The organism is Mesorhizobium australicum, assembly GCF_900177325.1.
Classification (GTDB): Bacteria; Pseudomonadota; Alphaproteobacteria; order Rhizobiales; family Rhizobiaceae; genus Mesorhizobium_A; species Mesorhizobium_A australicum_A.
Genome location: NZ_FXBL01000004.1, coordinates 3,427,597 through 3,452,152, shown reverse-complemented (window position 1 = coordinate 3,452,152; position 24,556 = coordinate 3,427,597). Strand labels below are relative to the sequence as shown.

The following is a 24,556-nucleotide window of genomic DNA, read 5'->3' as shown; positions in this document are numbered from 1 at the left end:
AACATCTGATGCTGCGCAGCCGCAAGGTCATCGTCATTTCCGCAGTTCTGCTGGCTATCGTGCTGGCGGTGATCGCCTATATGATGATCGCCATGGCACCGCCGTCGGATCTCGACCTCTCGCGGAGCAGGACGACCGTCAAAGGCCTTTTTGCGGTCGAGATCGCGCCGGAGAATCCGGCCTTCGAGCGGAATTCGCTGCACAGCTGGATCGTGACGGTAAAGACACCGGGCGGAGAACCGGTCGAGGACGCGCAGATGTCGGTCGACGGTGGCATGCCGCAGCATGGACACGGCCTGCCGACGGCGCCGCGGGTCACGGCTTCGCTGGGCGAGGGGCGCTACCGGATCGAGGGCGTGCGCTTCAACATGTCCGGCTGGTGGGAGTTCAGGCTTCACGTCAAGGCGGCGGCCGGAGAGGACGATGTCACGTTCAATCTCAGCCTCTAGCGCCTTCCGGGGTGCGCTTTCCGGCATTGCGATCGCTGGGCTCGGCATCATTGCCGGGTGCTCCGGCGAGGAGTTCTCGGAAACGGAGAGAGCGACGATCGCCTCGCTGTCGCTCGACGCCTTGCCGCCGCTGCCTGCCGATCCGTCGAACCGTTTCGCCGACGATCGGCTCGCCGCCGCCTTCGGCGCGACGCTGTTCTTCGAGCCGCGCTTGTCCGGTCACGGTGACGTGTCGTGCTCGACCTGCCACCAGGTCGACCGGCAGTTCCAGGATGACCTGCCGCTCGCCCGCGGCGTGGGAGTGACGGATCGCCGGACCATGCCGCTGGCAGGCGTTGCCTGGAGCCCGTGGCAGTTCTGGGATGGCCGCAAGGACAGTCTCTGGGCGCAGGCGCTCGGACCGCTGGAGGATGCTCGTGAACATGCCGGCAACCGCACGGCCTATGCGCATTTCATTTCGGCATCGCTGAACGAACGTTACGAACGCATCTTCGGGCCACTGCCCGATCTCTCGGATGTTCCACCCAATGCCGGCCCGCTTGGCTCTGCCGCGGAGCGGACGGCATGGGAGGCGATTTCCGAACCGAAACGTGCGGAGATCGACGCCGTCTTCGCCAATATCGGCAAGTCGCTCGCTGCCTTCGAGCGCTCTATCCGCCACGAAGAGACGCGCTTCGACCGGTTTGCGAAGGCGTTCGCGGCAGGCGAGACGCCGCAAGGCGATGCCGCGTTCGACGAGACCGAGAAGCTCGGCCTGAAGCTCTTCATCGGCCGCGCCAACTGCGTGACTTGCCATGCCGGCCCGCGCTTCACCGATGACCATTTCCACAACACCGGCGTGCCTCAGCCGCCGGACCTGCCGGAGGATGTGGGGCGTGCGGCCGGTATCGCCAAGGCGCTCGCGGATCCGTTCAACTGTCTCGGGCGCTACAGCGATGCGAGGCCGGAGCAATGCGGCGAACTGCGCTTCGTGGCGAAGGACGACCCGCTCATGGTCCGGGCCTTCAAGACGCCGTCGCTGCGTGGGGCCGTGTCGCGCCCGCCATACATGCATTCGGGCCAGATCGCGACGATCGGAGACGTGATCGAGCACTATGCGACCGCGCCCCGTCCGCCGAAGGGGGAGAGCGAATTGCAGCCCCTGACGCTGTCCGAACGAGAGAAGAACGCGCTGGCGGCGTTTCTGAAGACCCTCGACGTCGGGGCTTCGCCGTCGAACTGACACTCAGTCGCCGACCGCGATGCCCTCGCGGCGCGGATCGGCGCCGCCGTCGATGCCGTTCGCCGTGATGGCGATGCCCTGCAGACCCGAATTCTGCTCTTTCACCGCGGTCTTGTAGCCCAGCGCCTCCAGGTCTTTCACAAGCGACACCGCCGATGTCCCGGCCTCCACATCGTAGGTGCCGAAGCGGTTCGTCAGATGCGGCAGGGCAATGGCCTGGCTGATGTCCATCTTCCAGTCGACCAGAGCGACGATGGTCTTCGCGACATAGGGAATGATGCTCGATCCGCCGGGCGAGCCGAGCGCGAAGATCGGCTTGCCATCCCTGAGGATGATCGTCGGCGACATCGAGGAACGGGGCCGCTTGCCCGGCTCGACGCGGTTCGCGACGGCGCGCCCATCCTCCTCCGGTGCGAAGGAGAAGTCGGTAAGCTGGTTGTTGAGCAGGAAGCCGCCTGTCATTAGCCTCGAGCCGAAGCCGTTCTCGATCGAACTCGTCATCGAAGCGACATTGCCCTCATCGTCGACGATGACGAAATGGGTGGTCGACGGCATGTCGAACGAGGCGCCGTCACGGCGCAATTCCGCCTTGTCCCATGGGGGATCGCCTGCCGTAACGCCCTCCTGCGGCAAGGCGGTCGGACGGCGCAACAGTGTGGAGCGGATGCTCAGGTAGTCTGCGTTGAGCAGTCCCTTCGGGATCGAGACAAAGTCCGCGTCGGCGACGTAGCGTTCGCGGTCGGCGAAGGCGAGGCGGGTCGCATCGCCGAGGATGCGCCAGCTTTCCGGATCTTCCGGCCCGAGCGTCGCGAGATCGAAGGGCTCGACCATGCCCAGTATCTGGCCGATGGCTAGCGCCCCAGAGGAGGGGGGTCCCATGCCGCAGACCTGAAGGCCGCGATAAGGCGCGCAAACCGCCGGACGTTCTATCGCCTTGTAGTCGGCAAGGTCCTCTCCGGAGAGGAGGCCGGGATTGATCGGATGGCTCCTGACGGCCTCTACTATACTGTCGGCGACCGGCCCCTTGTAGAAGGCGTCCGGGCCGTCCTTGGCGATTGCGGCGAGCGTTTCGGCATAGGCGGGGTTCCTGAGCGTCTGTCCTGCCGCGATCGGCTTGCCGGTCGGGAAGAAATAATCGCGCGTCGAGGCTTGCGTGCCGAGCTTGTCGGCGTCGTCGGCAACCAACGCGGCCAGCCGGGGTGATACGGTGAAGCCGTTCGTCGCGAGATCGATTGCCGGGTCGAGAAGGTTTGTCCAGTCCAATTTGCCGTATCGGCCATGCACCGCCTCGAGCAGCCGAATGGCGCCCGGCGTGCCGACGGAGCGACCGCCCACGACCGCTTCGAAGAACTTCAGCGGCTTGCCGTCAGTGCCGAGGAACAGGTCGCCCGTGGCCGCCTTCGGTGCTGTTTCCCGTCCGTCGAACGTCGTGACCTTGCCCGACGCCGCGTCGTACCAGACGAGGAATGCGCCGCCGCCCAGGCCGGACGATTGCGGCTCGACCAGACCTAGGACGGTCTGCACCGCCACCACCGCATCCGCGGCCGAGCCGCCGGCGCGCAGCACGTCCAGTCCGGCTTGGGCGGCGGCCGGATTGGCGGCTGCCACCATATGACGCTGCGCATGTACAACGGCCTTCGGCGCCGTGGTGGTGGCCGCCTCGGGCGCGATCGTGTCGGCTGCCTGCTGGGCGAACGCGGGCAAGGGCAGGGCGAGCGACAGGGCCACCGATGCGATGCGAAGCGGCTTTGCGAGCACGGTCATGGGATGCCTCCTGAACCCGATCATCGGGTCAGGATAGCGGGCCGAACACCTCTTCGAAAGCCGCCTTCAGCGCGACGTCGACATCGGCCATCGTTACCGGCACGCCGAGGTCGACAAGGCTCGTCACGCCATATTCGGAGATGCCGCAGGGCACGATCCCGCCGAAATGGTCGAGGTTCGGCTCAACGTTCATCGAGATGCCGTGGAAGCTCACCCACTTGCGAAGTCGGATGCCGATCGCGGCAACCTTGTCCTCGGCGGCATGGCCGAGGACAGGCGGCTTGTCCGGCCGAACTACCCACACGCCGACACGATCCTCTCGCCGTTCGCCCTTCACGTTGAAACGCGCCAGGGTGCGAATGATCCACTCTTCGAGACTCGCCACGAACAGGCGCACGTCTTCGCGCCGACGCTTGAGATCGAGCATCACATAGGCCACGCGCTGGCCGGGGCCGTGATAGGTATATTCGCCGCCGCGGCCGGCCGCATGGACCGGAAAGCGGTCAGGCTGGACGAGATCCTCGATCCGAGCGCTGGTACCGGCCGTGTAGAGCGGCGGATGTTCGAGAAGCCAGACCATCTCTGGCGCGGTGCCTGCACGAATCGCCTCCGCACGCGCCTCCATAGCCGCCAGCGCGTCCGGATAGGCGACCAGGCCCGGCTCGATCCGCCATTCGACGGGCAGGCCCTCTTCACGTGGCCAGAAGGTGGTGACGATGTCCTGGCGGATGTTCACGAGATGCGCTCAGTTTCGAACAAGATATGGACCTTCGCGGCACGGACGTCCAGTCGCTGGAAGCCTGCCCGGACAGGCGGTGGGACGCGAATGGAAAAGGCGGGAAATTCACCTGCCGGCGCACTTGTTTCACGAAAGGTGATTTGCTACATGCGCCGGGCCGGTCACGACCGGCTCCTACCACGTGCGGTCGTGGCGGAATTGGTAGACGCGCAGCGTTGAGGTCGCTGTGGGGCAACCCGTGGAAGTTCGAGTCTTCTCGACCGCACCATTTCTTTCCAAGCTACACCGGTGGCAGTCCAAGCGGTGGCCCGAAAGGGACCCGCGGGCTGCCAATGGCGTGTCCTCTTCGCCGCTCAGCTTTCTTTAGGCACAGCCGCGTCGTCACCTTGGTCAGCCGAGCCGCGCTTGAACGTCGTCTTTCCGACGACGAATTGCGGCGCGTTGTTCACGCGCGTGTAGATCCTGCCGACATATTCGCCGATCACGCCAATGCAGAAGGTCTGTATCCCGCCGATAAAGAGCACCGTGGCAATCACCGAGGCCCACCCGGGCGGCACCTGCGGGTTCAGCATCCGCTCGCCGATTACCAGGATGAAGACGATCAGGCTCAGAAGAGCGAGCGCGAAGCCGGCGACGGTTGCCGCGCGCAGCGGATAGATCGATGAGCCCGTCGCCATCTTCAGCCAGAGCGAGAACAGGCGGCGGAAATTGTAGGTGCTTTCGCCCTCCCACCGTCGCTGGTGCTTGATCTCGACCGAATCGATCGAGTTGGTCGTCGCGAAGATAAGGGCGTCGAGATAGGTATACGGGCCGTCGTAGCGCAGCACCGCGTTGACGATATCCCGGTTGAGCGCCTTGAAGGACGAGAGATAGAGGCCTTTCGGCTTCTTCATCAGCCAGGTGGCCGCGATGTCGTTGATCCGACTTCCCCACTGTTTCCACAGCGCGTGCTTCCGCTCCGCATATCTGGTGTAGCAAACATCCACCCCACGCTCGATCCGCTCGGCAAGCTGCAATATGGCCGAGGGCGGGTGCTGCAGGTCGTCGTCCATGATGACAACGATCTCGCCGCGCGAGAACCGCAGCCCAGCCATGGTCGCATTGTGCTGCCCCACATTCTTGCGCAACGAAACGCCGCGAACAAATGGATATTTTGCCGCCAGTTCCTCGATGACCGACCAACTGCCGTCCGGACTGCAGTCATTGGTCAGTACAAGCTCGAAACTTGATGCATAGGCACTACCGGCGAGCGCACCCTCCACCTGCTTCACCAACTCGGGCAGCACGGTCATGCTGCGATAGACGGGGACGACGATGGAGACGATAGGATCAGACACTCAAGGCACCATGTTTTGTCTCGTTGAAACGAGAACGTTGCCGACGCGCTGTCAAGCTGTTCGTCGTAGGGCGAGACCGCCGCTTTAAATTTGCGAGATAGTCGGCGGTAATGCGATAGTATAGAGCTGCACAACTTGCGGCTCCGCGCAGGGCATAACCCCGATGCTAGTCGTATGCCGACACCAAGGATCATTCGAGGGAAACGTGGAATGACCAAGATTTCCAGCGAGTTCGACGCGTACCGAAACAGCTATTCGGACGCGGTGAACGGTTCAATCGCTTTCTCGGGGCTGAAGGTCGATTTCTTCATCCGCGCGAAGGCCAGGAGGCTTCTCGATATTCTGGCCGAGAAAGTCGGGCCCACGCGAGAGCTTTCGATCCTGGACGTCGGATGCGGGGTGGGGACGTATCATCCGCTGCTCGCCGGTTCGGTCGGACGAATCACGGGGGTCGATCCTTCCACGGAGTGCGTTGCCGAGGCGCGTATCAATAATCCCGGCGTCGAGTATAAGGCTTATGACGGTGAGACGATCCCCTATGACGACGGTACGTTCGACGCCTGCTTCGCTATCTGCGTGATGCACCATGTGCCTGTGCCCTTGTGGCCGCGCTTCGCCTCGGAATTGCGGCGCGTGGTAAGGCCGGGCGGCGCGGTGCTGTTGTTCGAGCATAATCCTTACAATCCGCTGACGCAGCGGGCGGTTTCGAACTGCCCGTTCGATGCGGACGCCGTGTTGCTTTCGATGAAGACCGCCAAGGAGCACCTACGGCAGGTGGGCATGACCATGATCGAGGGGCGATACATCCTCAACGTGCCGTCGATCGACGGCTTTGCGCGACGTGTGGACGATGCGCTCGGCGCCATGCCGACTGGGGCGCAGTATTATGTGGTGGCCCGACGCTAGATGGCCGGCGCCGACGATCTGAGGCGGTACGCACGGCGCCTTACGGCATTCGTCGGAATAGGCGCGTTCAACACGATCGCCTTTTTCCTGATTTCCACGGCACTGTTCCAGTGGGCGGGACTGTCTGCCACTGCCTGCGGCTACATCGCCTACGCAGTCCTGGTGCCGGTCTCCTTCTTCGGTCACCGGCGCATTACGTTCTCGTCAAACGGCGCCATCGCCAGGGAATGGCTGAAATTCTGCGTGATCCAGGCAGTGAACCTGGCGATCGTCGGCGTGGCGACGGCGTTTGCGGAAAGCGGGCTGATTCCGGGCTGGGTTTCGTTCGCGCTCATCAGTGTGCTGATCCCGGCGCTGAACTTTGTGATCTTTCAGCTCTGGGTGTTTTCGGGGCGAGCGGCCTGACGGTTCCTGTCGCGCCGCTGATCTCGGACAAACTGCCTTCCTCAGATTGCGCTCAGCCAGCGTCGTAAATCGATTGATGTTACGGCTGTTGCAAAGGTAAGGATGCGGCGAAGCAGCCGCAGCCACGGAGGCGCCATTGCAACAGCCCGAAGATCGCGCCTCGGCTTCCCGTCAACATGAGGGCAACGCCGATATCTACGACGAGGACGGCGTGATCCGCGCGTCCTTCCTCGCCCATATCGGCGCGGCGATCGCCGACCGCGATGTGCTGGCGCTCAAGAAGGATCTGGCGGATCTTCACCAATCCGAACTGGGCGACCTTCTGGAGGCGCTGCTGCCGGACCAGCGGCGCGCGCTGGTCCACCTGCTCGGCGAGGATTTCGACTTCGCGGCGCTGACAGAGGTCGATGATTCGATCCGTCAGGAGATCGTCGACCAGCTACCCAACGCGCAGATCGCGCAGGCCGTTCAGGAGCTCGATTCCGACGACGCGGTCTACATCCTGGAAGACCTCGATGAGGACGATCAGGAAGAAATCCTCTCGCAACTGCCGTTCACCGAGCGGATCAGGCTGCGCCGCGCGCTCGACTATCCGGAAGAGACTGCCGGCCGGCGCATGCAGACGGAGTTCGTCGCGGTGCCGCCTTTCTGGACCGTCGGCCAGACGATCGATTATCTGCGTGAGGACCAGAACCTGCCCGACAGGTTCGCCCAGATTTTCGTCATTGATCCGACCTTTCGCCTGCTCGGCGCCATCGACCTCGACATGATCCTGCGCACGAAGCGCGCGGAGAAGATCGAGGACATCATGCACGAGACGCGGCACGCGATCCCGGCGACGATGGACCAGGAAGAGGCCGCGCAGGAATTCGAGCAGTACGACCTGCTGTCGGCCGCCGTCGTCGACGAGAACGACCGCCTCGTCGGCGTGCTCACCATCGACGACGTGGTCGACGTCATCCAGCAGGAGGCCGAGGAGGACATCATGCGCCTCGGCGGCGTCGGCGACGAAGAGCTGTCGGACAGCGTACTGGCCACGTCGCGCTCCCGCGTGCCCTGGCTGCTGGTGAACCTCGTGACTGCCTTTCTCGCCGCATCGGTGATCGGCCTGTTCGACGCGACGATCGAGCAGATCGTGGCGCTGGCGGTGTTGATGCCGATCGTGGCGGGCATGGGCGGCAATGCCGGCTCGCAGACGATGACGGTCACGGTGCGTGCGCTCGCGACCAAGGATCTCGACATCTACAATGCCGGTCGCATCATCCGGCGCGAGATGGGCGTCGGCTTCATCAACGGTATCATTTTCGCCTTGCTCGTCGGTACGGTCGCGGGCCTCTGGTTCGAGGTCCACATCGGCTTCATCATCGCCGCGGCGATGATCATCAACCTGTTCGTGGCCGCGCTCGCCGGCATCCTGATCCCGCTGCTGCTCGACCGGTTCGGCGCCGACCCCGCGGTCGCCTCGGCCGTCTTCGTGACGGCGGTGACCGATGTCGTCGGCTTCTTCGCCTTCCTCGGCCTCGCTGCGTGGTGGTTCGGCGTCGGGTGACGCGCTGCTGCGATTGACTTTTACGTAAATGCCGTGCCAAGCTTTTTCCGGAACGGAATCCGGAGCTTGGCCGTATCGATGGCGCGTGAATACTATACGATCACCGAGCTGACGCGCGAGTTCGACATCTCGACGCGCACCTTGCGGTTCTACGAGGATGAGGGTTTGGTCCAGCCGTTGCGCCGCGGCCGGACTCGGCTGTTCCGGCCGTCCGACCGCCATCTGGTCAAGCAGATCATGCGCGGCAAGCGGCTCGGTTTCTCGATCAACGAGATCCGCGAGATCATCCAGATGTACAAGGAGCCGCCGGGCGAGGCGGGCCAGCTCAAGCTCCTGATCAAGCGCATCGAGGAGAAGCGGGGCGACCTGCGCCAGAAGCGCCGGGACCTCGAGGAAACGCTGGCCGAGCTCGACCAGGCCGAGGAATCCTGCGTCGAGCGCCTTGCCGAGCTAGGCGTCAACACCTGAGACGACTGAGCTTGTCGGTCGGCGTCAGTTCCCGGTCTTCAACAGCCCGGAGACCCTCGTCAGCATGGCCTGATCCAGCGCCTTCCAATCGGACAGCAGCTGGCGCGGGAAACGATAAGTGAGGCTGAGGTCGTCGCCGATATGGATGTCGCGCTCGCAAGGTGCCAGCGAGCCTGATGCGGACGTGTCGTCAAGGCAGCGCGCGACATAGGGCGGCTCGCCGGAACGTTCGGCCAGGACGAGCACTTCGTTCAGATAACCCGATTTGACGCTGAAGTTCCGGACCCGGAGCCCGCCGGGGAGTGTCTCTCCCGTCGGTTCGGTCAGCTGCGCGTAGATTGGCTCGTAGCGGCCACTCATGTCGCGCGACATCATCCGCGGCGAGAGCGAGGCGAACAGGATGTTCGGCTCGCCGCCGGCATGATTGAAGTCGTCGCGCGCTGCGTCCGAATACCCGTCGAGCTGCGGCCAGCGCATGTAGAGGTCAAGCCTGGAGGCGACGCCGTTGCGGCGCGCCGTCTCGAAACGGATCATGTTTCTCGGCGCGGCGATGACGTTGTTGCCGATCACGACCTCGGCCACCGACGTGTCGTCCGTGTGGCCGGCCATGGAAATGCTGCGGCCGGCATACCGCCCGGCCACGCTGATCGCCACCGACAGCAGCGCAAGTGCTGCAAACACATAAAAGACCCGCCAGGCGAAACGCGAATCGAGCAGGGGCCGTGATATCGGGTCTGCCGCCGTATCCGTCACCACGTCTTTCTCCGCATCGCGATGTGCCTTGCCGGCACAAGCTGAACGGCACGGCCGTTGCACCGCGCCCGATGGCCAAACTGGGCCAACATGGTAAACGGGAGGTGAACATGGACCATTTCTGGGCCTTCTCTTTCGCCTTTGCGGTGGGGCTTACGGTCGCCGGCTTTGCCGGTTCGGTGATGGAGATCGCGACCGGCGCTCCGCTTCGGCTGGCGCCGCCCTTCGTCGACCGCCGGCGCATCGCGCTGTCGCTTGCCGCGAGCCTCGCGGCGGGGCCGTTCATGCTGTTCAACGACACGCTGGAGGCGCGCCGGCATGGGCGGATCGGACTTCCCGCCCTTTCGATCTGCCTCGCCATCGGGGCGGGATGGACGCTGGCGACCGGCATTTTGGCGACGGAGCTTGCGATCCTGCTTGCGGGCGGATAGGTCGCTCGGCGACAGCGAACGGAGGACTGCATGCCAATCTACGCGATCGACGGAAAGAGCCCGGAATTTGAGGAGCGCGACAGCAATTTCATCGCCCCCGACGTCACCCTGATCGGCAACATCACCATCGGACGCGACGTCTCGGTCTGGTTCGGCACTGCCATCCGCGGCGACAACGAGAAGATCAGGATCGGCGCGCGCTCCAATGTGCAGGAACACGCGATCATGCACTCCGACCCCGGCTATCCGCTGACGATCGGCGAAGGCTGCACAATCGGCCACCGAGCGATGCTGCACGGCTGCACTATCGGCGACAACTCGCTGGTCGGCATGGGCGCGATCATCCTCAACGGCGCGAAGATCGGCAGGAACTGCCTCGTCGGCGCCGGCGCACTGGTGACCGAGGGCAAGGAGTTTCCAGACAATTCGCTGATCGTCGGCTCTCCCGCCAAGGCCGTGCGCGCGCTCGACGATGCTGCCGCGGACCGGCTGAGGACATCGGCTCAGCACTATGTCGACAACGGCAAGCGTTTCGCGAAGGGCCTGAAGAAGATCGACTGACTCGACCGTCGTGTGACGGCGGCTAGCCCGGCCTGGGCAGGCTCCAGAAAAGGCGGAGCCGGCCCGGGGACATGGGCCGGCTCCTGAACCCGGTCGTTGGGGACGGGGAGGGTGGGGACTCGACCGGGTTGTCTCTGCTCCCTACTTCACGCTGCCGACGGCGACGGGACGGTCATCGTTGACGGCGATCCAGATGCCCGAGTTCCGCTCGGACTGGCGCTTCAGGAACGTGTAGTCGGTGTCGGTCCAGGCCAGGATCCTTGGCTCGAGATTGTCGAGCACGAAGTCGCCCAGGCTGGTGCGCACTGTCAGGACGGCATGGCCGTCGCCGTTGGGCTGCCGCACCACGGTGATGAGCAGGTTGCCGGCGGGCACGCCGAGGGCCATCAACTGGCGGCGTTTTTCCAGGACATAGTCCTCGCAGTCACCCTCGCTGTCCGGATAGGACCAGTATTCCTCCTGACCCCACATCTCCACGTCGGTGCGCGGAGCGATCACCGTGTTGACGGTGTTGTTGATGTCGACCATCTTGGCCCAGAGCTTGCGGCTCAGCTCGACCGGATTAGTCTTGGGTGTCTTCTGGGCGCATTCCTGCGGCACGCGCTGGCAGAATTCATAGTGCCCGATCGGCTGAGTGGTCCGTTCGCCGCCCGGCATGAAATTCGGCGCAGCACTTGCGGAACCTGCAAAGCCTAGAGCGGCTGCGGTCGTCGCGGCAAGCAGCAGGAAAGTCTTGATTGTCCCCATGTCCCTGTCTCCCCGTTCGAGGTGACAATGACAGGTCCGGATTTATTCGACGCAAAAGTTCGAAGTACAGATTGAAGTGAAATAGAATAGAACAAATATAAAATAAGAATAGAATTTATGTAAAATTTGATGCTTCGAGGTTGCTACTTGTTGACATGCAGGCCCGCGCGGAATGCTCCCGGACGAAGCGCCACGAACGAAAAAGGCCGGGACAAGCCCGGCCTGACTGGAAGGTGAATGTTACGGTGAGCTAGAGGTCGCGCCCGGCGCTGAACTCGGCTTCAAGGGATTCCGGCCGCTGGATCACGGCGAACTCGACGGCGACGCCGTCCTCGAAGTGGCGCACGACCTGTCCGCGCATCGTACCGAGAACGACCTGCGTGCCGAGCGCCGGCCTGACGTCGATCTCGATCGCGGCGCCCGAGAGCGACAGGTCGATGATACGGCACTGGTACTGGCGGCCGTCCGCGAGCTGCATGATGCTGATCGGATTGCGCGGCGCGATGCGTTCGTGACGGCGATCCTCCGGCAGATCGAGCTCATGCTTGTTCGCGAGCCAGGTCAGCTGGGCGGCCAGCTTGTCCTTCTTGCGGTCGGAGGCGACGATGGTCATGGCGAAGCCGTCGGCCTGGGTGCGGGTGACGACACCCTCGATGCGGCCGATGTGGTCGATATAGGCGATGACCTTCTCGCCAGGCTGGCCGATGCGGTCGGCGCGCAGGAGCACGTTGCCCGGCGACATGTCGAGAACCTGACAAGGATGCTCTGAGCGGTCCTCCAGCATGAAGCGGCCATAGATCTTGACGCGCACGCGCTGGAAGTTCCGCCTTTCAGCCTTGGCTTGGGAAAAATCCATGGCGGCAGACGTCATTGCTGTCACTGGCCTCGACCACGTTGGGAGACGGTGCGCCCGCGCGCACTTTCTGCCAAGACTTTAGGTCGAAATAGGTTAATAGCGCGTAAGTCGGAAGCCCCGAATGCCCGGCAAATGAGGCGTGTTCAGTGTCCCTCGCGGCCGCCGTCGAGCACCAGAAGATGCCGGATTCTGCGGCCTCGCGCGCCGGGCCGGATACCGGTATCGGCCGCTTCCAGCGAAGGAGACAGCGAGGGAACCGGAACCGCCGGCCGGTTGGCCAGGAAGAGCGGCTCGCGCTCAGGGTCGACAACGCGCAGCGAGGTGATCCGGCATTCGACGACGGGATCCGTTCCCAGCCAGTAAGGCCTTTCGACGGGCGTGATCGCGCCGAGCGAACGGGGATGCTGCACACCGCCGTCGAGCGGAAGGAGAAGGAGCTCGAAGCTGTTGGAGCGCCCGTTCCGGCTGACGCCGTCGAAGCTGATCACCACCACGGATTTGGCCAGGAACGCGCCATGCGCGAGGCGAGCGACCACGCGCTCGTCCTTCTGCAGCCAGAGCGAGGAGAATGTGAATCCCTTCAGCTCGCGTCCGAAGGTGGCGCACAGTCGGGTGCCGGCAAGACGGAACACGGCCTCGCCACGCGCGTCCTTCTCCAAGATGAACGTGTCGGCGAGCAGCGACTTGATGTCGGCCGGCTCGATCTCGGTGCGCGTGGGGGCAGGGCGCCCACCGCGGAGTCTGTCCCAATACTGGAACAGCTCGATCGATCCCTTGAGTCTCATGCACCTGCTCCGCTCGGACAGTTCCCGAATGTGCCAACGGGGAACAGCGTCGCGCCCACCGGTGACCTTCATGCCGGACGTTGCAGGTTCCGTGCCAGCACAGGGGCAAGATTGTTAACAGCGCCGGGCCGTTAAGGTTAATTTTGGGTTACCATTGCCAGCGGCCGCAAAAGCTGCGAAACAATGACCACTTCACGAAGCCATTGGCTTTGCAGCACTTTTCGCGGCGATGGCCGCAATCGTTTGGGTGGGCTGGGGGCTCGACCAAGCCGTTCGAGGGCGACCTCGGACGGCTTTTTCTTTAACCATCCAGAGCAATCGGCTGGCACCATTGCTATATGAGTCGCCGCAACGAGGCGACTCACCTCCGATGACCGATTCCGACCGCACCGAACAGCCTGGCGAGACGCCCGACGCGATGCCACACGGTCGCGGCGGCAGGGAGCCATTGTTCAACCTGCCGGGTATCGTGACCGTCTTCATCGTCCTCTGCGTCGGCATCCATCTGGCTCGGGTCTATGTGCTGACGCCGCAGCAGGATTACGAACTGATCCTGAACGGCGCCTTCTTCCCGGCCCGCTACACGGGCGGCTATGACCTCGACATCTACGCCTTCACCAGTCCGCTCACCTCGTCGCTGCTCCATGCCGGTTGGATGCACCTCATCCTGAACATGGTCTGGATGGCCGCTTTCGCCTCGCCGTTGGCGACCCGCATCGGCGTGGTGCGTTTCGTATTGTTCTGGTGCTTTGCCACTGCCGGTTCGCTGCTTCTCCATTTCGTCGCGCGGCCGGACGACATGATCTCGGTCATCGGCGCGTCGGGCGCGATTTCCGGCATGATGGGAGCGGCGGCGCGGTTCGGCTTCCGTGCCGACCGCTCGCATAGGCTGCCGATCTTCGCCGGGCCGCGGCTCAGCCTCGGCGAGACTTTGCGATCGCGGGCGGTGCTCATCTTCCTCGGCGTCTGGCTGGTCATCAACTTCGCGGCGGGCGCCGGCCTCGACCTCTCCGGCAGCGAGGGATCCATCGCCTGGGAGGCACATATCGGCGGCATGCTGGCCGGGCTCTTCGGCATCGGCCTGTTCGACAGGTCGCCGTCGCACGCCTCGGGCTCAACGGCCTTGCATTGACCCGAATCCGGGCGCACCATCCATCATCCGGCCAGCGCCTATCAAGTTGGGGGAATGGTGTCGGCCGTCGTTGAAGGAGGAAGACGATGACGGTGAAGGCTATTCTCGAGGAAAAGGGCCGCAACGTGGTGACGCTCACTTCGGCCGAGACGATCGAAAGCGCCGTGAATACGCTTGCCCAGTACAGGATCGGTGCGCTCGTCGTCACATCCGGCAACGGCCGGATCGAGGGCATCCTGTCCGAGCGCGACATCGTCCGCGTTATTGCGGAGCACGGCGCCGCGGCGCTGAAGAAACCTCTGTCGACCGCCATGACCGCCAAGGTAAAGACCTGCAGCGAATCCGCGACCGTCAACGAGGTGATGGAGATCATGACGCGCAGCCGGTTCCGCCACCTGCCGGTGGAGAAGAATGGCGTTCTGGCGGGCATCATCTCGATCGGCGACGTGGTCAAGCGGCGCATCCAGGATATCGAAAGGGAAGCCGAGGAGATCAAGCAGTATATCGCGACGGTCTGAACCCCCTCAGCACCGTGCCTGCGGTTCAGCGGAAAACTCGCCCCGAAAGTGAAATCTCCGACAGACCGCGCGCCGCTGGCGAGATGTAGTTCTCCCGTCATGATCCGGGGCCAGCCTTAAGCAGGCTGGCGCAGGGTGCGTGGACGGGAGAGGGCCGATGCCGAGCAAGGTGATCAAGGGGACGTACCACGTCAAGAACCGCTCGCCCGACGGCGATTCGATCGCCTTCCAGGCGAATAACACGGCGAACTGGGATTTCTTCGACTGGAGCCGCGACTTCCGCAAGCCGACGCCGGAGAAGAATCGACCGATACAGCTGCGCATCGAGGGGATAGATTCACTCGAGACGCACTACGAGGGCTTCGCCCAGCCGCTTGCCATCGCGAAGTCCGCCACGGATGCACTGCTGCGGGCCTTCGGGATTCCGGTGCTGACCTACAATCTCAACTTCACCAAGATCGTTACGGCGGGGGATTCGGTCGAGGGCGCGATCGTCGCGGCGGATGTCGACGGCTACGACCGCCCGATCGCCTATGCACTGCTGGGCGACCACGGGCTGGCTGACGGCGCGGAACTGCCGGCGCTGACAGACGCGATCGTCGAGATGACCATCAACTACAAGCTCGCCGCGGAAGGGCTCGTCTATCCGACCTTCTACACGACCACCAACGAGACCGGTCTCGCCGCGATCTCGCGGGCCGCGGCGGCCGCGATCCAGGACAAGCGCGGCATCTGGGCCTTCGACCGCAGTCCCGGCTTCCAGTTCTGGGGACCGCGCACGATCCTAGAGGAAGCGGTGATCCTGCCGAAACTGTTCCGGCGGCTGGTCAATTTCTGCGAGGAGAGCGACGACATCGCCAATCTCGGGCAGTGGCTGACCGGCAAGCGCGACCCGTTCACGGTGATCTCGACCGGGCAGCGCTTCCAGAAACTGTCCGACCTCGTCTTCGTCAACGGCCGCGAGGTCGGGCTGAAGTTCGATCCACTCGACGTGATGTTCCGCCCGACGTCGTAGAGGCTTCCATCCGCGCCTTTCCCGGTCTAGGAAGCGGGCTCCCGCCACCCGGATCGCAAGACGCAAATGTCCATCATCGATACACGCACTCCCGACGCCAAGCGGCTGATCCCCGGCGCCACCGGCGACTGGGAGGTGATCATCGGCCTCGAAGTGCACGCCCAGGTCCTGTCCAACTCGAAGCTCTTTTCCGGCGCTTCGACGGCGTTCGGCGCCGCCCCCAACGCCAATGTCAGCTTGGTCGATGCGGCCATGCCGGGCATGCTGCCGGTGATCAATGAGGAATGCGTCAAGCAGGCGATCCGATCGGGCCTCGGCCTCAAGGCGCAGATCAACCTGAAATCGGTCTTCGACCGGAAGAACTACTTCTATCCCGACCTGCCGCAGGGCTACCAGATCTCGCAGTACAAGCAGCCGATCGTCGGCGAGGGCAAGATCATGATCTCGGTCGGCCCGGATCGCGAGGGCAAGTTCGAGGACATCGAGGTCGGCATCGAGCGGCTGCATCTGGAGCAGGACGCCGGCAAGTCGATGCATGACCAGCATCCGACGATGTCCTATGTCGACCTCAACCGCTCGGGCGTGGCGCTGATGGAGATCGTCTCGAAGCCCGACATGCGCTCGGCCGACGAGGCGAAGGCCTATGTCACCAAGCTGCGCACCATCCTGCGCTATCTCGGCACCTGCGACGGCAACATGGACGAGGGATCGTTGCGCGCCGACGTCAACGTCTCTGTGCGCAAGCCCGGCGGCGAATTCGGCACGCGCTGCGAGATCAAGAACGTCAATTCGATCCGCTTCATCGGCCAGGCGATCGACTCCGAGGCGCGGCGCCAGATCGCGATCCTGGAGGACGGCGGCTCGATCGATCAGGAGACGCGGCTGTTCGATCCCGGCAAGGGCGAGACGCGCTCGATGCGGTCGAAGGAAGAGGCGCACGACTACCGCTACTTCCCCGATCCGGATCTCCTGCCGCTCGAATTCGACCAGGCCTATGTCGACGCGCTCGCCGTCGACCTGCCCGAACTGCCCGACGCCAAGCGCGACCGGCTGGTCTCCAAGCTTGGCCTGTCGGTCTACGACGCGTCGATCCTCGTCTCCGAAAAGGCGATCGCCGACTATTTCGAGCAGGTTGCCGAAGGCCGTGATGGCAAGACGGCGGCGAACTGGGTGATCAACGACCTGCTCGGCCTGTTGAACAAGAACGGCAAGGGTATCGAGGAGACGCCGGTGTCGCCCGCCCAGCTTGGCGGCATCATCGACCTGATCAAGGAAGGCACGATCTCGGGCAAGATCGCCAAGGATCTGTTCGAGATCGTCTGGAACGAGGGCGGCGATCCGAAGCAGATCGTCGAGGCCCGCGGCATGAAGCAGGTGACCGACACCGGCGCGATCGAGAAGGCGGTGGACGAGATCATCGCGGCAAACCCCGACAAGGTCGAGCAGGCCAAGGCCAAGCCGACGCTCGCCGGCTGGTTCGTCGGCCAGGTGATGAAGGCGACCGGCGGCAAGGCCAACCCGCAGGCGGTCAACGACCTCGTCAAGGCGAAGCTCGGGATTGAGTAGGCCTTGTTCGTCCGCACCGCCAGCGAGCGCGACCTGCCGGAGGCCAGCCGGCTGATCGGCGAGAGCCTGCATGCCGCCTACGATGCGATCTACGGCGCGGACATGGTCGACGGCATCGCTCGGGCACTCTATTCCCGCGCGGCGCTGAAGACCGCGATAGGCCGACCGCTGTCGGAATTTCTGGTCGCGGATGACGGCGTGGCGATCGCTGGCGTCGCCTTCGCAGCCGCCCCGGACGACAATGACCGGGTGGTCGACGTGCTCGGTCTTTATGTCCTGCCGGCGCTTCAGGGGCGCGGGATCGGCGGGATGCTGCTGCAGGAGTTGGAGGAGTCGTTCTTCGAGACCGAGCGCATCCGGCTGGAGGTCGACGCACGCAATCTGCGGGCGCTGGGGTTCCTCGAAGGCGAGGGATACGAGCGGAAGGGAGAGCGGCGCGAGGAGGTGCTGCAGGCGACGCTCGTCACGCTCGACAAATCGCTGGTGTGATTTCGACCCTGCCGCCTAGAGTAGCAGCGGGAGGAGACAAGACATGCCGGACACAGCAGCACGCATCCGTCACATGACCGAGGCCGACACGGAGCAGGTTTCGGCGCTGATCCACGCCTCCTGGGTCAGGACCTACGGGCCGCTGATGGGCGAGGCGAAGGCCGAGCAGGAATCGGCGATGAAGCACCAGCCGGCGATGATTGCCGCCGACCTGAAGCGGATGCATTCGGAGAGCTTCGTCGGCGCAGCGCCGGACGGGCGGATCGTCGGCTATGCCTATGCCAAGGTGGAGAAGGGCGTGCTGTGGCTCGACCGGCTGCATGTCGCGCCGGCCGAGCAGGGCAGCGGGCTCGCCGCCGGCCTGCTGCATGCCGTGATCGTCAACTATGTCGGCGAGCCCTCGATCTCGATCGAAGTCATCAAGGGCAACGACCGCGCGATCCGCTTCTACGAGCGCGAGGGTTTCGTGACGACCGAGGAGCGCGACGCTTGCGGCGGCATCGGCGGGGTGCCGACGCTGGTCATGCGCAAGGCGATCTCGCGCGCCTGATCAGTTCACTGGGTTCAGCGTCATCGAGGTGCCGGTGGCCGCAACGTTGAGGCCGATCTGGCCGGTGACGCTGAGGAGCTGCAGGCTGATCGAGCCGGAGGTGCCGCCGACGAGGACGTTGGCGCCGATGCCCGCACCCAAGGTCGCCTCGACCGAGGCACCTTCATAGACGCCGCCGAGCGAGCCGCGATGATAGCCGGCCGTCGGCGCAAACACCGCCCAGACGAGCTTGCCGCGCGTCGTGAAGCCGACGTCGACGCCGAGCTTGCGGATCGCGCCGGAATAATCCTCGCCGCGCCGGCCGCCGGTCGGGCGGAAGCTGCAGTCGAGCGTCTTGGCCGAGCCCAGCACGTAGCCGATGCCGCCGCCGACATCGCAGGAGAGCGTGCCGATCTTGACGCCGCCATAGCGGTCGTCCTCCTGATAGCTCTGCCGGTCGGCCGCGACGGCCATCGTGGCGGCGACTGCCACCGGGGCCGCAAACGCGAAGGCGAGGAACTTGTTCATGCGAGGTCTCCGTTCGATAGTGCAGCTCCGTCCCGCGATGCTGATGAACCGGTATCAAGGCGCAAGCGTGGCGGGATGGTGGCGGCAAACAGGAGTACGGCAATGATCGAAACCGCCTTGTGGAAACGGCTCGACGTGGCGGGCCACGACGCGGCGCGGATCGAGACGGTGCCGGGCGGCCATCTTCTCCACGGCACGGCGGTCTTCCGCCACGAGGACGGGCCGGCCTGCGTGTCCTACCAGCTCGATATCGCGCCGGACTGGTCGACGCGGCGCGGGCGGGTGCGCGGCTTCGCCGGAGAGAAATCCTTCGACCACGAGATCGTCCGCGATGCCGACGGCTGGGCGCTCGACGGCGTGGCACAGCCGGAGCTGGCGCATCTCGTGGACCTCGACCTCGGCTTTACGCCGGCGACCAACCTGCAGCAGCTGCGCCGGGTGCGGATCGGGGTCGGCGAGGCGGCGGAGATCCGGGTCGCCTGGTTCGATGTCGGCGCGGAGCGGCTGGTCGAGCTGCCGCAATCCTATCGCCGGCTGGACGAAAGCCGCTACGCCTATCGGGGGTTCTCCTATGCGGCGACGCTGGAGATGGCGGCGTCCGGCTTCGTGCGGCTCTATCCGGAGCTGTGGGAAATGGAATGAACTGGACCAATCGGCCGGCTCTGGCGCAAAGGGCGGGCTGGACCTATCTTTCGAAGACGCGGACGTCCGTCCGTTCTCATCCTTCATATGCCGGAGACGCAGATGTCCGATACGCCCTATACGCCGCCGAAGGTCTGGACCTGGGAAAAGGGGAATGGCGGGGCGTTTGCCTCGATCAACCGTCCGATCGCCGGGCCGACGCATGACAAGGAGCTGCCGGTGGGAAAGCACCCGCTGCAGCTCTATTCGCTCGCCACGCCCAACGGCGTGAAGGTGACGATCATGCTGGAGGAACTGCTGGCGGCCGGCCATACGGGCGCGGAGTATGACGCCTGGCTGATCAAGATCAACGAGGGCGACCAGTTTGGCTCCGGCTTCGTCGAGGTCAATCCGAACTCCAAGATTCCGGCGCTGATGGACCGGTCGGGTCCCAAGCCGATCCGCGTGTTCGAATCCGGCGCGATCCTCGTCTATCTCGCCGAGAAGTTCGGCGCCTTCCTGCCGACGGAGGCGGCGGCGCGCGCGGAGACGCTGTCGTGGCTGTTCTGGCAGATGGGCTCGGCGCCGTTCCTCGGCGGCGGCTTCGGGCATTTCTATGCCTACGCGCCGGAAAAGATCAAATACGCCATCGACCGCTACGCGATGGAGACCAAGCGCCAGCTCGACGTGCTGGACCGGCGGCTGGCCGAGGTCGAATACATTGCCGGCAGCGAATACACGATCGCCGACATGGCGATCTGGCCCTGGTATGGCGGCATGGCGAAGGGCTGGAACTACAATGCCGGCGAGTTTTTGTCGGTGCACGAATACACGAACGTCATCCGCTGGGCCGACCAGATCCTGGCGCGCCCCGCGGTGGTGCGCGGGCGCATGGTCAACCGCGTCTCGGGAGACCTCTCCGGCCAGCTGCACGAGCGCCACGATGCGTCCGATTTCGACACGAAGACGCAGGACAAATTGGCGAAGTAGGGTGTTTTCTCCTTCTCCCCGTTCACGGGGAGAAGGGTGCCCGCGCGGGATCGTCAACCGCAGCGGATTTTTTGCGGAAGCAAGCAGTATCGTTCTGGAGCATTCACTTGTCCTGCATGAGGGCAGGACAAGCGCCTTTCAGGACGTATCGCGCAGCTCGACCGCCGAGGCGATCGTATCGGCCAAGCGCTGAAGGCCGGCGCAGTGTAGCCCGCCCTCATTCCCGGCCTCGTCGGACGCCTGGCCACGATGCAGGAACGACAGACGGCACAGATGCGCCGCGATGGCCTGCATGTAGAGCCCGAATGCCCTGAGCGAATCGGCGATGTCCTCCGCATCGAAAGGACTGCTGCCGAAGCCGGCCGGCATCGGGACCGGCGTCCAGGGTCTGCGTGCGAAGCTCCGGAGCGTGCCTTCGACGTAGGCGCTCAGCAGCGCATTCGCCTGCCACGCTGCCCACAGCACGCACCAGCGGACCCAGAACGAGCGGCCGGCGGCCTGTTCGGCCATATCGGCGATCGAGAACAGGCGCATGACGATCCTCGCCATCTCCGCCTGTTCCCTCCCCGCCTTTGCCCTCCAGCCCATCTCCGGCTCCCGTTTGACCGGACATAGTTTCGGGCATGCCGGCAGGGGTGGGGATGGAAATATTTCGGGCGCCAACAGGAACAAGGAGTTAGCAGAAAACGGATGGAAAACGATCCATCGGATGGATGGGCCAGAACTGATCGCTCGGGCTCTTCTCAATACAGCGCACACTGTCCGCGATCGTCATCCCGGCGACCGGAGGTCAGCCGGGATCGATTGGCCTTGGCGGGTTGGCGCTGACCCTTTCTGCGACCGTGGGACACTTTCAGCGTGTAACCGGAGAGAGGAATGGGTCGCCTCCGGTGCCCGGGATGACGGGGGCGCGGGGTGGCATGAAGCGGTCAGCGCAAGGGGTTGGCAGGCGGGAGCGATCCTGGTGCTTGCCGTGACGCGCCGGGCGGGGCAATGGTTTGCGCATCAAGGAGGTGGCGAGATGACGGACTGGACTTTGCCGCGCGAGGGCGGATGCCGTTGCGGGCGCGTGCGGCTGAAGGTGACGAAGGCGCCGCTGGTGACGATGGCCTGCCATTGCACCGGCTGCCAGAGGATGAGCTCGTCGGCCTTTTCGCTCTCCGCCGCGATCCCCGCCGACGGTTTCGAGGTGACCGAGGGCGAGACGGTGATCGGCGGCCTGCACGGAGCCGACAGCCATCATCATTTCTGCGGCTGGTGCATGAGCTGGATGTTCACCAGGCCGCGGGGCATGGACTGGTTCGTCAACCTGCGCCCGACCATGCTGGACGACACGAGCGGCATCGCCCCCTTCATCGAGACCTATACGTCGGAAAAACTGCACTTCGCCGAGACGGGGGCGGTGCATTCGTTCGAGCGCTTTCCGCCTATGGAGGCGATGGAAGGGCTGGTCAGGGACTTCGCCGCCTGGCAGGGGCGCTAGAGCCTGTTTCCAAATGCGTGATGGTGGGCTGCAGACGGCGATTTCTCCGCTTCCGGTGCTCACGAGCCTGAATGTTCGCTGCGCTCCGGTTCTCGAAATCACCGTTTTCGCCTCGCCCTGACGCATTTTCAAACAGGCTCTTAGATATCACCCGCACCAGGTCTGCCGCGATCCGGTCGGGCGGCGGGCGAGGCCTTCGGCGATCATCGCATCGCCGATCGAGCGGCCGTCGCGCATGACGGTGCGCAGCTTGCGGCCGTAGATGTCCTTGTCGTCCGAGGCGGCGACCAGCTCCAGGGGGCCGGCGCTCAGGAGCTCGCGCAAGCGGCTCTTGGCCTTAGCCGCCAGCATCGCCTCGCGCCGGCATTTCGGGTCGCCGGCGGCCGGCACCTCGATGTCGGCGACGCGGATCGCCTTGCCGTCGAGGACGAAGGTGTCGCCGTCGACGACGCAGCCGCGCGCGGCGCGCTCGCCGCAGATCGGGAAGGCGAGGCCGGCGAGGCGCGTGGCGCTTTTCGGCGCCGTGGGCAGGGCAGCCTTTACTGGCGCGTTGGGAACGTCCGCCTTCGGCGTCGGCGCGACCTCGGCCGGCGGGCGGGCAACAACGGGCAGGGGGCTGGTATCGCGCTTCGTCTGCGGCACCGGCTTCGACGGGCGCGGGACGGGCAGGGCGGCGGTCTCGATCGACCGGTCGGGTTTTTGGGCGGGCAGGCGTGCGCGCTCGGGCTTGGCCGTGCGCTCGACCTTGGCCGGCGGGGCGACGCCGGCGATGCTGCGCTTCAGCCGGTCGAGGTCGGGCATGCCGAACCAGGCCGTGGCGGCGAAGGCCAGCACGGCCCCCAGCGCCACGAGACCGAGCGAGGTTGCGGCGCGACCGCCGCTGCGCCCCGAATTCTTCCGTCGTGCCGGTTTCGCGCCCGAGCGCTTGCGATTCGCCGCCATCCGCGCCTCCATCGTGGCCCGCAGGATGAGGCATGAACGGTTAAGGGACGGTGCGTGGGGAGGGAGTAGGGGAGTAGGGCAGTAGGCAGTAGGCAGTAGGCAGTAGGCAGTAGGCAGTAGGCAGTAGGCAGTATCTCGGTCTCGTTGGCTTTGGCGCGGGAGGGGGACGCCGAAGGCGGTGGAGGAGCGCGAGGGTGCCGGTCTTCAGAAGCCTGTTCTCCCGGCCCTGCGCTGTGGCTGCGGGCGTTCGCATCCCTTTGAAAGGTCCGCCGGTCCTTCCAATTCGCCCGCGGCGAAGCGGATGACTACTGCTTCAGCACCGTGTGCGGGGCGTCGCCTTCGACCTGGTCGATGACGAGGAGGCGGACGGTGTCCGGGCCGGTGTTGGCGCCCTGGTGCCAGGTGTCGATCATCTCGACGATGAAGTCGCCGGTCTTGTAGTCGGTGGTCTGGCCGCTGTCGGCATTGGTGACGCGCAGGTTGCCGGCGAGCACGTAGGCGTAGCGGGCGGAGGGGGGCTTGTGCACCGGCAGTGTCGCGCCCGGCGGGATCTCGAAGATCGAGGCGATGACACGCGGCTTGTCGCGCGGCAGGACGAGCGGCTGGCCGGCATCGGTCTTGTCCGTCGAGGCGAGCGGCGTGACGACCGCCGCCTGCGGCGCGGGGTCAAGTGCTGCGGCGGGCGCCGTGGCGGCCAGAAGCAGGACGAAGGCGCGGCATGCGGCGCGCGGTGTGTGACGTGTCATGATTTCCCCCGGTGACGATGCGGAACCTGCATGCCCGCGCAGCGGCGGCGTGGCAAGCGGCGGCTCGGGACGTGGTTGGGGATTGGTTTAGGGTGAGGAGTGCTGGTCCTTCTCCCCTTGTGGGAGAAGGCGCCCCGAAGGGGCGGTCGAGGGTGTTGGATGGAACTCGCGTGTGCAGGATGCGCTTGCCGCGCATATCTGCGCCGGCTGACTCCGTCCAGCACCCCGCATCGCTGCCTGGTGGGTGGACCTACCTGCGGAGGTCAAGGCAGCCTACCAGGATATACCGATGTCCCAAACAGCGCGCATTCAAGGAGATCTAGTTTGTCTTTAGGAGCCGCTTCTGGTGAGAAGATAAGTTATGAATGCCCCAAGGATCGGACCCACGATTCCAACTATAATAGTCTCGAAGTGCCTTGACCAAAAGGGCTGCGATGGCAAATAATACACAGCGCGACGCTTTCTTAAATATACTATATCTTGGAAAACTGAAAATGAAGCTTGTGCAACAATTAAAACGAGAAGTATATTGACAATATCATATTGAGTTAAGGAAAAATAAGATGGAAATTTAGCAAATACTATTAATCCAACAACTATTCCGGCAATCGTTGTGAATATTCTTCGCCAATCCCTTAAGTGGTCGATGAGTGACTTGTGGCTTTGTAGCTCATTGTATATTGTATCAATCTCCGCCTGCCCTTCGGTTCCTCGCCAATTGTTGGTTATTTTGCACTTTCCGTCTTTAAATATTATCTGAACAGCGCCGCACCTAACAGTGGGATTTCCCGCAAAGGTTGCGATATTATTTCTTATATCTCTTCCACTCTCGAACGAATAGTCCCCGGATTCTGCTTGGACCGGCATATCCGGAAATACTCTCTCAATAAGATCTAGCAGGCGCTCGGCCTCTATAGAAACAGAACCTACGTTACGTTCTAGATGACTCTGCCTGCGCTCAACCCGCTTCATCATCGCCTTTATTTGCGTCAAATGTCGCGAGACAGAAAACTCGTTCCTATCAC

General features: G+C 64.1%; 29 protein-coding genes and 1 tRNA gene. 18 read left to right on the top strand and 12 right to left on the bottom strand.

Annotation, left to right across the window (positions count from 1 at the left end; translation table 11 throughout):
* The first annotated feature begins 8 nt into the window (after window positions 1-8).
* Both B9Z03_RS19515 and B9Z03_RS19510 read left to right on the top strand, forming a co-directional pair.
* Window positions 9-449, top strand: coding sequence for a FixH family protein (locus B9Z03_RS19515; RefSeq protein ID WP_085465725.1), 441 nt, complete (start codon window positions 9-11; stop codon window positions 447-449).
* Window positions 424-1,671: a cytochrome-c peroxidase gene (locus B9Z03_RS19510; protein ID WP_085465724.1), complete on the top strand. Its 1,248-nt coding sequence runs from the start codon at window positions 424-426 to the stop codon at window positions 1,669-1,671. The genes B9Z03_RS19515 and B9Z03_RS19510 overlap by 26 nt, the downstream gene beginning before the upstream one ends.
* A gap of 3 nt (window positions 1,672-1,674) precedes the next feature.
* On the opposite strand, the gene ggt is transcribed toward B9Z03_RS19510, so the two are convergent.
* Together ggt and lipB are read right to left on the bottom strand one after the other, a co-directional pair.
* Window positions 1,675-3,435, bottom strand: coding sequence for a gamma-glutamyltransferase (gene ggt / locus B9Z03_RS19505; protein ID WP_085465723.1), 1,761 nt, complete (start codon window positions 3,433-3,435; stop codon window positions 1,675-1,677).
* Window positions 3,436-3,463: 28 nt separating this feature from the next.
* The gene (gene lipB, locus B9Z03_RS19500; protein WP_085465722.1) at window positions 3,464-4,171 is read right to left on the bottom strand and encodes a lipoyl(octanoyl) transferase LipB; all 708 of its coding nucleotides are present in this window, start codon (window positions 4,169-4,171) and stop codon (window positions 3,464-3,466) included.
* A gap of 186 nt (window positions 4,172-4,357) precedes the next feature.
* Here lipB and B9Z03_RS19495 point away from each other — a divergent pair.
* A tRNA-Leu gene (locus B9Z03_RS19495) sits at window positions 4,358-4,442 on the top strand.
* Between the two features lie 85 nt (window positions 4,443-4,527).
* Here B9Z03_RS19495 and B9Z03_RS19490 read toward each other — a convergent pair.
* Window positions 4,528-5,511, bottom strand: coding sequence for a glycosyltransferase family 2 protein (locus B9Z03_RS19490; RefSeq protein ID WP_244561788.1), 984 nt, complete (start codon window positions 5,509-5,511; stop codon window positions 4,528-4,530).
* A gap of 210 nt (window positions 5,512-5,721) precedes the next feature.
* Between B9Z03_RS19490 and B9Z03_RS19485 the strand changes: the two genes are divergently transcribed.
* From B9Z03_RS19485 to B9Z03_RS19470, 4 genes are all read left to right on the top strand, one after another.
* Window positions 5,722-6,417, top strand: coding sequence for a class I SAM-dependent methyltransferase (locus B9Z03_RS19485; RefSeq protein WP_244561787.1), 696 nt, complete (start codon window positions 5,722-5,724; stop codon window positions 6,415-6,417).
* On the top strand, window positions 6,418-6,822 hold the full coding sequence (locus B9Z03_RS19480) for a GtrA family protein (RefSeq protein WP_085465720.1): 405 nt from the start codon (window positions 6,418-6,420) through the stop codon (window positions 6,820-6,822).
* Between the two features lie 136 nt (window positions 6,823-6,958).
* Window positions 6,959-8,371 carry a magnesium transporter gene (gene mgtE, locus B9Z03_RS19475; RefSeq protein ID WP_085465719.1) on the top strand — a complete coding sequence of 471 codons (1,413 nt, stop codon included), beginning with the start codon at window positions 6,959-6,961 and terminating at the stop codon, window positions 8,369-8,371.
* 78 nt (window positions 8,372-8,449) lie between these two features.
* Window positions 8,450-8,839, top strand: a complete 390-nt coding sequence (locus B9Z03_RS19470; RefSeq protein WP_085465718.1) for a MerR family transcriptional regulator — start codon at window positions 8,450-8,452, stop codon at window positions 8,837-8,839.
* 24 nt (window positions 8,840-8,863) lie between these two features.
* Here B9Z03_RS19470 and B9Z03_RS19465 read toward each other — a convergent pair whose 3' ends face one another.
* The gene (locus B9Z03_RS19465; RefSeq protein ID WP_348529044.1) at window positions 8,864-9,595 is read right to left on the bottom strand and encodes a hypothetical protein; all 732 of its coding nucleotides are present in this window, start codon (window positions 9,593-9,595) and stop codon (window positions 8,864-8,866) included.
* Between the two features lie 107 nt (window positions 9,596-9,702).
* On the opposite strand from B9Z03_RS19465, the gene B9Z03_RS19460 reads away from it, so the two are divergent.
* Together B9Z03_RS19460 and B9Z03_RS19455 are read left to right on the top strand one after the other, a co-directional pair.
* Entirely contained in the window at window positions 9,703-10,023 is a 321-nt protein-coding gene (locus tag B9Z03_RS19460; RefSeq protein ID WP_085465717.1) for a DUF6949 family protein, read from the top strand.
* A gap of 30 nt (window positions 10,024-10,053) precedes the next feature.
* Window positions 10,054-10,584, top strand: a complete 531-nt coding sequence (locus B9Z03_RS19455) for a gamma carbonic anhydrase family protein (protein WP_085465716.1) — start codon at window positions 10,054-10,056, stop codon at window positions 10,582-10,584.
* Window positions 10,585-10,725: 141 nt separating this feature from the next.
* Here the strand turns inward: B9Z03_RS19455 and B9Z03_RS19450 are convergent, their stop codons facing one another.
* From B9Z03_RS19450 to B9Z03_RS19440, 3 genes are all read right to left on the bottom strand, one after another.
* On the bottom strand, window positions 10,726-11,331 hold the full coding sequence (locus B9Z03_RS19450) for a transglutaminase-like cysteine peptidase (protein WP_085465715.1): 606 nt from the start codon (window positions 11,329-11,331) through the stop codon (window positions 10,726-10,728).
* A 250-nt stretch (window positions 11,332-11,581) separates the two neighbouring features.
* Entirely contained in the window at window positions 11,582-12,202 is a 621-nt protein-coding gene (locus B9Z03_RS19445) for a PilZ domain-containing protein (RefSeq protein WP_085465714.1), read from the bottom strand.
* Window positions 12,203-12,330: 128 nt separating this feature from the next.
* Entirely contained in the window at window positions 12,331-12,972 is a 642-nt protein-coding gene (locus B9Z03_RS19440) for a PAS domain-containing protein (RefSeq protein WP_085465713.1), read from the bottom strand.
* Window positions 12,973-13,342: 370 nt separating this feature from the next.
* Here B9Z03_RS19440 and B9Z03_RS19435 point away from each other — a divergent pair, with 370 nt between their 5' ends.
* The 6 genes from B9Z03_RS19435 to B9Z03_RS19410 all read left to right on the top strand — a co-directional run bounded on the left by B9Z03_RS19435 (window position 13,343) and on the right by B9Z03_RS19410 (window position 18,242).
* The gene (locus B9Z03_RS19435) at window positions 13,343-14,104 is read left to right on the top strand and encodes a rhomboid family intramembrane serine protease (RefSeq protein ID WP_085465712.1); all 762 of its coding nucleotides are present in this window, start codon (window positions 13,343-13,345) and stop codon (window positions 14,102-14,104) included.
* Window positions 14,105-14,190: 86 nt separating this feature from the next.
* On the top strand, window positions 14,191-14,622 hold the full coding sequence (locus B9Z03_RS19430) for a CBS domain-containing protein (RefSeq protein WP_085465711.1): 432 nt from the start codon (window positions 14,191-14,193) through the stop codon (window positions 14,620-14,622).
* A gap of 157 nt (window positions 14,623-14,779) precedes the next feature.
* Window positions 14,780-15,637 (top strand): hypothetical protein, encoded by an 858-nt coding sequence (locus tag B9Z03_RS19425; protein ID WP_085465710.1) that lies wholly within the window; start codon window positions 14,780-14,782, stop codon window positions 15,635-15,637.
* 66 nt (window positions 15,638-15,703) lie between these two features.
* The gene (gene gatB, locus B9Z03_RS19420) at window positions 15,704-17,203 is read left to right on the top strand and encodes an Asp-tRNA(Asn)/Glu-tRNA(Gln) amidotransferase subunit GatB (protein WP_085465709.1); all 1,500 of its coding nucleotides are present in this window, start codon (window positions 15,704-15,706) and stop codon (window positions 17,201-17,203) included.
* 3 nt (window positions 17,204-17,206) lie between these two features.
* The gene (locus B9Z03_RS19415; RefSeq protein WP_085465708.1) at window positions 17,207-17,692 is read left to right on the top strand and encodes a GNAT family N-acetyltransferase; all 486 of its coding nucleotides are present in this window, start codon (window positions 17,207-17,209) and stop codon (window positions 17,690-17,692) included.
* A gap of 43 nt (window positions 17,693-17,735) precedes the next feature.
* On the top strand, window positions 17,736-18,242 hold the full coding sequence (locus B9Z03_RS19410) for a GNAT family N-acetyltransferase (protein WP_085465707.1): 507 nt from the start codon (window positions 17,736-17,738) through the stop codon (window positions 18,240-18,242).
* On the opposite strand, the gene B9Z03_RS19405 is transcribed toward B9Z03_RS19410, so the two are convergent.
* Window positions 18,243-18,749, bottom strand: a complete 507-nt coding sequence (locus B9Z03_RS19405; protein WP_085465706.1) for a DUF992 domain-containing protein — start codon at window positions 18,747-18,749, stop codon at window positions 18,243-18,245.
* 102 nt (window positions 18,750-18,851) lie between these two features.
* On the opposite strand from B9Z03_RS19405, the gene B9Z03_RS19400 reads away from it, so the two are divergent.
* Window positions 18,852-19,391: a putative glycolipid-binding domain-containing protein gene (locus tag B9Z03_RS19400; RefSeq protein WP_176247561.1), complete on the top strand. Its 540-nt coding sequence runs from the start codon at window positions 18,852-18,854 to the stop codon at window positions 19,389-19,391.
* 102 nt (window positions 19,392-19,493) lie between these two features.
* Window positions 19,494-20,360, top strand: a complete 867-nt coding sequence (gene yghU / locus B9Z03_RS19395; protein ID WP_085467766.1) for a glutathione-dependent disulfide-bond oxidoreductase — start codon at window positions 19,494-19,496, stop codon at window positions 20,358-20,360.
* A 138-nt stretch (window positions 20,361-20,498) separates the two neighbouring features.
* On the opposite strand, the gene B9Z03_RS19390 is transcribed toward yghU, so the two are convergent.
* The gene (locus tag B9Z03_RS19390; protein WP_139832335.1) at window positions 20,499-20,948 is read right to left on the bottom strand and encodes a hypothetical protein; all 450 of its coding nucleotides are present in this window, start codon (window positions 20,946-20,948) and stop codon (window positions 20,499-20,501) included.
* A gap of 433 nt (window positions 20,949-21,381) precedes the next feature.
* Here B9Z03_RS19390 and B9Z03_RS19385 point away from each other — a divergent pair, with 433 nt between their 5' ends.
* Window positions 21,382-21,843 (top strand): GFA family protein, encoded by a 462-nt coding sequence (locus tag B9Z03_RS19385; protein ID WP_085465703.1) that lies wholly within the window; start codon window positions 21,382-21,384, stop codon window positions 21,841-21,843.
* A 147-nt stretch (window positions 21,844-21,990) separates the two neighbouring features.
* Here B9Z03_RS19385 and B9Z03_RS19380 read toward each other — a convergent pair whose 3' ends face one another.
* The 3 genes from B9Z03_RS19380 to B9Z03_RS29485 all read right to left on the bottom strand — a co-directional run bounded on the left by B9Z03_RS19380 (window position 21,991) and on the right by B9Z03_RS29485 (window position 24,506).
* Window positions 21,991-22,785 (bottom strand): thermonuclease family protein, encoded by a 795-nt coding sequence (locus B9Z03_RS19380; RefSeq protein WP_244561786.1) that lies wholly within the window; start codon window positions 22,783-22,785, stop codon window positions 21,991-21,993.
* Between the two features lie 305 nt (window positions 22,786-23,090).
* Window positions 23,091-23,531 carry a cupin domain-containing protein gene (locus tag B9Z03_RS19375; RefSeq protein ID WP_085465702.1) on the bottom strand — a complete coding sequence of 147 codons (441 nt, stop codon included), beginning with the start codon at window positions 23,529-23,531 and terminating at the stop codon, window positions 23,091-23,093.
* A gap of 330 nt (window positions 23,532-23,861) precedes the next feature.
* The gene (locus B9Z03_RS29485) at window positions 23,862-24,506 is read right to left on the bottom strand and encodes a hypothetical protein (protein WP_139832333.1); all 645 of its coding nucleotides are present in this window, start codon (window positions 24,504-24,506) and stop codon (window positions 23,862-23,864) included.
* Window positions 24,507-24,556: the final 50 nt, after the last annotated feature.